Source organism: Flavobacterium sp., assembly GCF_044376915.1.
Lineage (GTDB): Bacteria > Bacteroidota > Bacteroidia > Flavobacteriales > Flavobacteriaceae > Flavobacterium.
This window is the reverse complement of sequence record NZ_JBILKB010000019.1, coordinates 21,068-28,162: the sequence shown is the minus strand read 5'-3', so window position 1 is coordinate 28,162 and position 7,095 is coordinate 21,068. Positions and strand designations below refer to the sequence as shown.

6 protein-coding genes are annotated in these 7,095 nt (G+C 36.3%); 3 read left to right on the top strand and 3 right to left on the bottom strand.

Annotated elements, in window-relative coordinates; translation table 11 throughout:
• Together ACIQ6Z_RS03560 and ACIQ6Z_RS03555 are read right to left on the bottom strand one after the other, a co-directional pair.
• The coding region (locus tag ACIQ6Z_RS03560; RefSeq protein WP_396209560.1) for an alkaline phosphatase D family protein at positions 1-897 on the bottom strand (897 nt) is incomplete at its 3' end.
• A 52-nt stretch (positions 898-949) separates the two neighbouring features.
• Entirely contained in the window at positions 950-1,495 is a 546-nt protein-coding gene (locus tag ACIQ6Z_RS03555; protein WP_396209559.1) for a hypothetical protein, read from the bottom strand.
• A 116-nt stretch (positions 1,496-1,611) separates the two neighbouring features.
• Between ACIQ6Z_RS03555 and ACIQ6Z_RS03550 the strand changes: the two genes are divergently transcribed.
• A complete protein-coding gene (locus ACIQ6Z_RS03550; RefSeq protein ID WP_396209558.1) occupies positions 1,612-4,383 on the top strand; it encodes a 2-oxoglutarate dehydrogenase E1 component in 2,772 nt (923 codons plus the stop codon).
• Positions 4,384-4,444: 61 nt separating this feature from the next.
• Entirely contained in the window at positions 4,445-5,659 is a 1,215-nt protein-coding gene (odhB, locus tag ACIQ6Z_RS03545) for a 2-oxoglutarate dehydrogenase complex dihydrolipoyllysine-residue succinyltransferase (RefSeq protein ID WP_396209557.1), read from the top strand.
• 126 nt (positions 5,660-5,785) lie between these two features.
• Here the strand turns inward: odhB and ACIQ6Z_RS03540 are convergent, their stop codons facing one another.
• On the bottom strand, positions 5,786-6,220 hold the full coding sequence (locus ACIQ6Z_RS03540; protein WP_396209556.1) for a retropepsin-like aspartic protease: 435 nt from the start codon (positions 6,218-6,220) through the stop codon (positions 5,786-5,788).
• 95 nt (positions 6,221-6,315) lie between these two features.
• Here ACIQ6Z_RS03540 and ACIQ6Z_RS03535 point away from each other — a divergent pair, with 95 nt between their 5' ends.
• Positions 6,316-7,095: a TatD family hydrolase gene (locus tag ACIQ6Z_RS03535; RefSeq protein WP_396209555.1), complete on the top strand. Its 780-nt coding sequence runs from the start codon at positions 6,316-6,318 to the stop codon at positions 7,093-7,095.

The window sequence follows — 7,095 nt, the reverse complement described above, 5'->3', positions numbered from 1 at the left end:
CAGCGCATCGATTAACCATTCAAGTTGTTCCTTTCCTAAAATCGTTCTTTCCCCTGTTTTTCTGTCATTCGGAGATTTAAAAAAGCGATTGTCTAAAAGAAAAAAATCGGCATCCGACCAATTAAAAACAGAATGAATACCTTCTTTCTGCAGCGCGTCTAAGCCATACGATTTATTCGCCCAAAAGTCTTTAAATGCTTGTTGTGTAAGGTATTTGTTGTAAAAACTTCTATCGCCATCATTTGACCCAAAATCGTGGTCATCCCAAATGGCTAAATTTTGTGTTTTTGCTAATAAAGGTTGTAATTCTTTTAGGGAACGCGAATGGGTATAACGGTGATAAATACCTGTTTTACTATCCCAATCTGCTTCTCTCAAATAGATGTTATCTCCCAGCCAAAGCATAATATCTGGGTTTTTATTCGCTATAGATTCAAAAATGGAATAATTGGAGCCATAGCCTTTTCCAGGCCGGTCTACTGCTTCTTCATTGACGTATGCGCAGCTACCAAGTGCAATTGTAAAATCGGGAGCTTGTTCTCTCCATTGCCAAATTTTTTTGGATGTGAATGACGTTTCATAGGGAACCGTAATTTTCTTTTTATCTACAAAAATGGTGTACAAGTATTTTTTTCCAGGGCTCAATTCATTCAATAAAATATGACAGGTAAATGCATTTTCAGCACGGGTGGGATAGGAGGCACTTTTAAATATTTTTGTAGGATTTTCCTTTTCGAAATATTTAATCTCGACGATAGCTTCACTTCCTGTTTGCAGCCATATCATAGCTTCTTTCATTTCGCAATAGCCAACCATTGGGCCAGATTTTATTTCATTTTGAGCTGAAATCGATGCCGAAGTGATTAGGGCGAATAGACAATAAATAATATGTTTCATAATTTATGGTGTCAAAAAAAGATTTAAATATTTTAGTGGTACAACGTTTTAATTAAAAGAAGAACCTCACAAAAGGCATAAATGCTTCGGTGTAAACATTTTCTCGGTCTTTGTGAAGTACATTATATCGAACACCCATGGTCACGTTTCCATTGCGAAAACCAGCACCCACAAATAAGGCTGTATTCCAAAAAACAGCAGTATTATTTTCCAAAGCATCGGTAAAGGTTCGATCGACACGCAACTGTTCTAATTCGGTTGAAATTTGGAGTTCTTCCATAGGTTGAAATAAAGCAATAATGCTTCCTCCATACATATGGGCATTGTATAAATTGCGTTGTTTTATGTAGTTATATTGCAGCCCAAAACCTGCTGATACATACTCGTTAAAAGTATAAATTGCACTAGGCGCCACCATGATATCGGCATATCCAGTCCCTGCACTTAGACCCAATCCACCGCCAAATTGAACACGGGTGAGAAAATCATTTTTTGTCTCACGAACTTGGGTATCTTGTGCATAAATTTCACGTTTCAAACCAAATAAAAACACAATAGTTAATAAAACTGTTAAATTTATTGCAGAATTCTTTTTCATAATTCTATTTTCGAAAAATTATTGGCATAAAAGTATAAAAATCCTTGAAAGATTATCATAAAATGTTTTACTTTTGCGTAGAATTTTTAATTAAAAGGTCTTTCAGACAACACAATATGGATAGGTTTTCCTTTTTAAACGCTGCACACACGGCTTTTTTTGCCGATTTATACGAACAATATCTACAAAATCCAGATAGCGTAGAGCCCAGCTGGAGAAGTTTTTTTCAAGGATTTGATTTTGCACAAGCCCATTATGGGACCGATGAAGTAGCGCAACAAGTAGCTTTTGCCGCTTCAGGGGATTCGGGTGAAATTTCTGAAAAAATGCAAAAAGAGTTCAATGTCCTCAAATTAATTGAAGGCTATAGAACCCGAGGCCATTTATTTACCAAAACAAATCCTGTAAGAGACCGAAGAGTTCATGGGCCATCATTAGCGTTAGAAAATTTTGGCTTGTCTCAAGCCGATTTAACTACCGTTTTTGATGCTGCAAAAATGGTTAACATGAAACCAGCTTCTTTGGCAGATATCATAAAGCATTTAGAAAATGTATATTGTCAGTCAATCGGGGTTGAGTACATGTACATTCGTGAGCCAGACAAATTAGAATGGATCAAAAATCGTTTAGATGTTAATGATAATTTACCCAATTTTTCATCTGATAAGAAAAAGCATATTCTAAAAAAATTAAACGAAGCGGTTTCCTTCGAAAATTTCTTACATACCAAATATGTGGGTCAAAAACGTTTTTCATTGGAAGGTTGCGAGGCAGTAATTCCGGCATTAGATGCTTTAGTGGAAGCCGCAGCGGATAAAGGAGTGGAGCAGTTTGTAATGGGAATGGCTCACAGAGGTCGTTTGAATGTATTGGCCAATATTTTTGGAAAAAACACCCAAAACATCTTCTCGGAATTTGATGGAAAAGACTATGAAGAAGACGCAAACTTTGATGGAGACGTAAAATACCATTTAGGGTTAACCTCTGATCGTGTAACCGATTCGGGTAAAAAAATTAACTTAAATTTAGCGCCAAATCCTTCGCATTTAGAAACGGTAGGGGCAGTTATTGAAGGAATAACAAGAGCCAAACAAGATAGAAATTATCCCAATGATTTTTCAAAAGTATTGCCAATTGCCGTTCACGGGGATGCCGCTGTTGCCGGTCAAGGTATTGTATACGAAATCATTCAAATGGCCAAATTAGACGGATACAAAACCGGTGGAACCATACATTTGGTCATTAATAACCAAGTTGGGTTTACTACGAATTATTTAGATGCGCGTTCGTCTACCTATTGTACGGATGTAGCAAAAGTAACTTTGTCCCCAGTATTGCATGTTAATGCAGACGATGCGGAAGCTGTTGTTCACGCGATGCTGTTTGCGTTAGATTACCGCATGGCGTTTGGAACAGATGTTTTTATCGATTTGTTAGGATACAGAAAATATGGGCATAATGAAGGTGATGAGCCTCGATTTACGCAACCTATTTTATACAAAGCCATTGCAAAACATAAAAATCCAAGAGATTTATATGCTGCAAAATTAATGCAAGAAAGTGTTATTTCTGAAGGGTTTGTTAAAGAGTTAGAAGAAGCCTATAAAGCAAAATTAGATGAAAATTTAGAAGCGTCTCGTAAGAAAGACTTGACCGTAATTACGCCTTTCATGGAAAATGAGTGGGAAGGTTATAAGCAAGTTTCGGATGATGTAATGCTTCAAAAATTTGATACTAAATTTGATAAAAAACAACTTACTGAGATAGCAAAAACCATTACCGAACTGCCATCAGATAAAAAATTCATCAGTAAAATAACCAAGTTAATTGGCGATCGAAAAAATATGGTCGAAACCAATACTCTTGATTGGGCCATGGGCGAATTATTAGCTTATGGTTCTTTACTAAAAGAAGGTTTTGATGTACGTATTTCAGGGCAAGATGTGGAACGCGGAACATTCTCGCACCGTCATGCGGTAGTTAAAGTAGAAGATTCAGAAGAAGAAGTAATTCTTTTAGATAAGATAAAAGATAAAAAAGGGAACTTTTATATCTACAATTCACACCTTTCAGAATATGGTGTGTTAGGGTTTGAATATGGATATGCATTAGCATCGCCAAAAACCCTAGTAATTTGGGAAGCACAGTTTGGAGATTTCTCTAACGGAGCACAAATTATGATTGACCAATACATTTCTGCAGGAGAAGACAAGTGGAACAACCAAAACGGATTGGTAATGTTGTTGCCCCACGGATATGAAAACCAAGGAGCAGAGCATTCATCAGCGCGTATGGAGCGTTATTTACAAATGTGTGCAAAACACAACATGTATATCGCTGATGTAACTTCGCCAGCTAACTTCTTTCATTTAATGAGAAGACAGTTAAAAACAGAATTCCGTAAGCCATTGGTGGTATTTTCTCCAAAAAGTTTATTACGTCATCCTGATGTAGTATCTTCGGTGGACGATTTAGCAAACGGCCAATTCCAAGAAGTACTAGATGACCCAAAAGTAACGGATAAAAAATCCATCAAAACATTGGTATTCTGTACTGGTAAAGTATATTTTGACATTATTGCACAACGTGAAGAATTAGGTAGAAACGATGTAGCAGTAGTTCGATTAGAGCAATTATTTCCATTAGCAGTGGATCAAATCAAAGCAATTATCGACACGTATCCAAATGTTGATGACTATGTTTGGGCACAAGAAGAGCCTAAAAATATGGGAGCTTATGGTTATATGTTGATGAATTTTGATTTAGTAAAATTAAGATTGGCATCACCAAAAGCATACAGTGCACCGGCAGCAGGAAGTTATGAACGATCTAAAAAGCGTCAAAAGAATGCCATTGCCATGGTGTTTGATAAAACATTATTTCAATAAAAAACAACTCAATTATCGCCCTGAGCTTGTCAAAGGGTAAACTTTTTAAAATAAAAAGAATATGATTTTAGAAATGAAAGTTCCTTCTCCAGGAGAATCAATTAAAGAAGTAGAAATTGCTACATGGTTAGTAAAAGATGGCGATTATGTAGAAAAAGACCAAGCGATTGCTGAGGTTGATTCAGATAAAGCTACATTAGAATTACCTGCTGAAGCAAGCGGAATCATTACATTAAAAGCAGAAGAAGGCGATGCTGTTGCTGTAGGCGCTGTGGTTTGTTTAATTGATACAGCTGCCGTAAAACCAGCCGGTGGTGCTCCAGCAAAAGAAGAAACAAAAGCAGTTGAAGCTCCTAAGGCAGAAGCTCCCAAAGCAGCTCCAGTAGCGGAAAGTACATATGCAACGCAAGCACCATCTCCGGCAGCTAAAAAAATATTAGAAGAAAAAAACATTCAACCTTCAGAAATAGTAGGAACAGGTAAAGGGGGCAGAATCACTAAAGATGATGCTGTAAACGCTGTACCATCGATGGGAACACCAACAGGGGGTAACCGTGGTTCAGAGCGTACTAAACTTTCAATGTTGCGTAGAAAAGTGGCAGAACGTTTGGTTGCTGCTAAAAATGAAACTGCGATGTTGACTACTTTTAATGAAGTAGATATGACAGCTATTTACGCTTTGCGTGATCAATATAAAGAAGAGTTTAAAACAAAGCACGGTTTAGGATTAGGCTTTATGTCGTTCTTTACAAAAGCAGTTACACGTGCGTTACAATTGTATCCTGATGTAAACTCAATGATCGATGGTCAAGAAAAAATTTCATTTGACTTTTGTGATATCTCTGTAGCCGTTTCTGGTCCAAAAGGATTGATGGTTCCTGTAATGAGAAATGCCGAAACTTTATCGTTTAGGGGTGTTGAAGCTGAAATCAAACGCTTAGCTATCAGAGCTCGTGACGGACAAATCACAGTAGATGAAATGACTGGTGGAACATTCACCATTTCAAATGGGGGTGTTTTTGGAAGTATGTTGTCAACACCTATCATCAATCCGCCTCAATCGGGTATTTTAGGAATGCACAATGTAGTAGAACGTGCGATCGTTAAAAACGGTCAAATTGTAATTGCTCCTGTAATGTATGTTGCCTTATCCTATGACCATAGAATTATCGATGGTCGTGAGTCTGTAGGTTTTTTAGTAGCGGTTAAAGAAGCATTAGAAAACCCAGCAGAAATTTTAATGGGCGGTAATGTGAAAAAAGCATTAGAATTATAATGAGTTAAACATCCTGCAGGGTTTTTAAAACCTTCTAGGTTTGAATATAAAATCCCAAATTCCAAAAGAGTTTGGGATTTTTTCTATGTGAACTTTGCGTAAATCTTCAGCGTCTTTGCGTTTACATCACTTCAAATACAAACAATGATTGCTATAATCGATAATCGCTTTTCCTTTGAGCAATACATCGGCACCAATAATACCATCTACTGCTTTCGTTTTGTATTGGATTAGGGCTTCATTTACATGACTCATATCGAAAACAATGAGATGGAATTTTTTCCCCCACCGTCCCAATTGAACATTGTTGTTTTTGGCCAATTGTGTTTCCATGCCAACTGCACCAGCACCAGCGGCTTTGGTTTCCGAAAATTCTGCATTTAAAAGAAAACGTTCAATACTCTCAAATCCCACACAACTATTACTTGCGCCAGTATCTAAAATAAAGTTACCCTTAACCCCATTTATTTTACCTTTGATCAATAAATGTTGGGTTTTTAAAACCGTAAACTTTATTTTTTTATACTGCTTTTCTTTTAAAAAATCTTGCAAATCTTCCATAGATCAAAAATAAACTAAAATTTATCATTAAGGAGTAACGATATTAAATTTCAGCACATAACTTTGTACATAATATAACTATTAAACTTTTTACATTGAACTTTAATCTTGGTTTAACCGATACACATACGCATTTATATTCAGAAGAGTTTGACGAAGATAGAAATGAAATGATCCTAAGAGCCATCCAATCTGGGGTTTCTAGAATGTTTGTGCCTTCGATTGATTCTAGCTATACTCAGAAAATGTATGATTTAGAAAAGCAATATCCTGAGAATATTTTTCTCATGATGGGTTTACACCCTACTTATGTGAAAGAAAATTACTTGGAAGAATTGGCCCATGTGGAACGCGAACTAGCTGCCCAAAAATTTTATGCAGTCGGCGAAATTGGCATGGATTTGTTTTGGGATAAAACATTTTTAAAAGAACAGCAGCATGCATTTCAGCACCAAATACAATTGGCTAAAAAATATAAATTAGGAATAAATATTCACTGTCGTGATGCATTTGATGAAGTTTTTGAAGTATTAGAAAGTGAGAAAGCTACTGATTTATTTGGTATTTTTCATTGTTTTACGGGCGATTTGAATCAAGCCCAAAAAGCGATTTCTTTGGGGATGAAATTAGGAATTGGGGGAGTGACTACATTTAAAAATGGCAAAATTGATCAGTTTTTGCATGAAATCGATTTGAAAAACATTGTTCTCGAAACCGATTCGCCTTATTTGGCTCCCGTACCGCATAGAGGTAAGCGAAATGAAAGCAGTTATACCTTTTTAGTTGCTCAAAAATTAGCCGAAATATATGGTGTTTCTGTTGCAGAAATTGCTGCAATAACCACTGAAAATTCAAAACAAATTTTCGGAATTTAA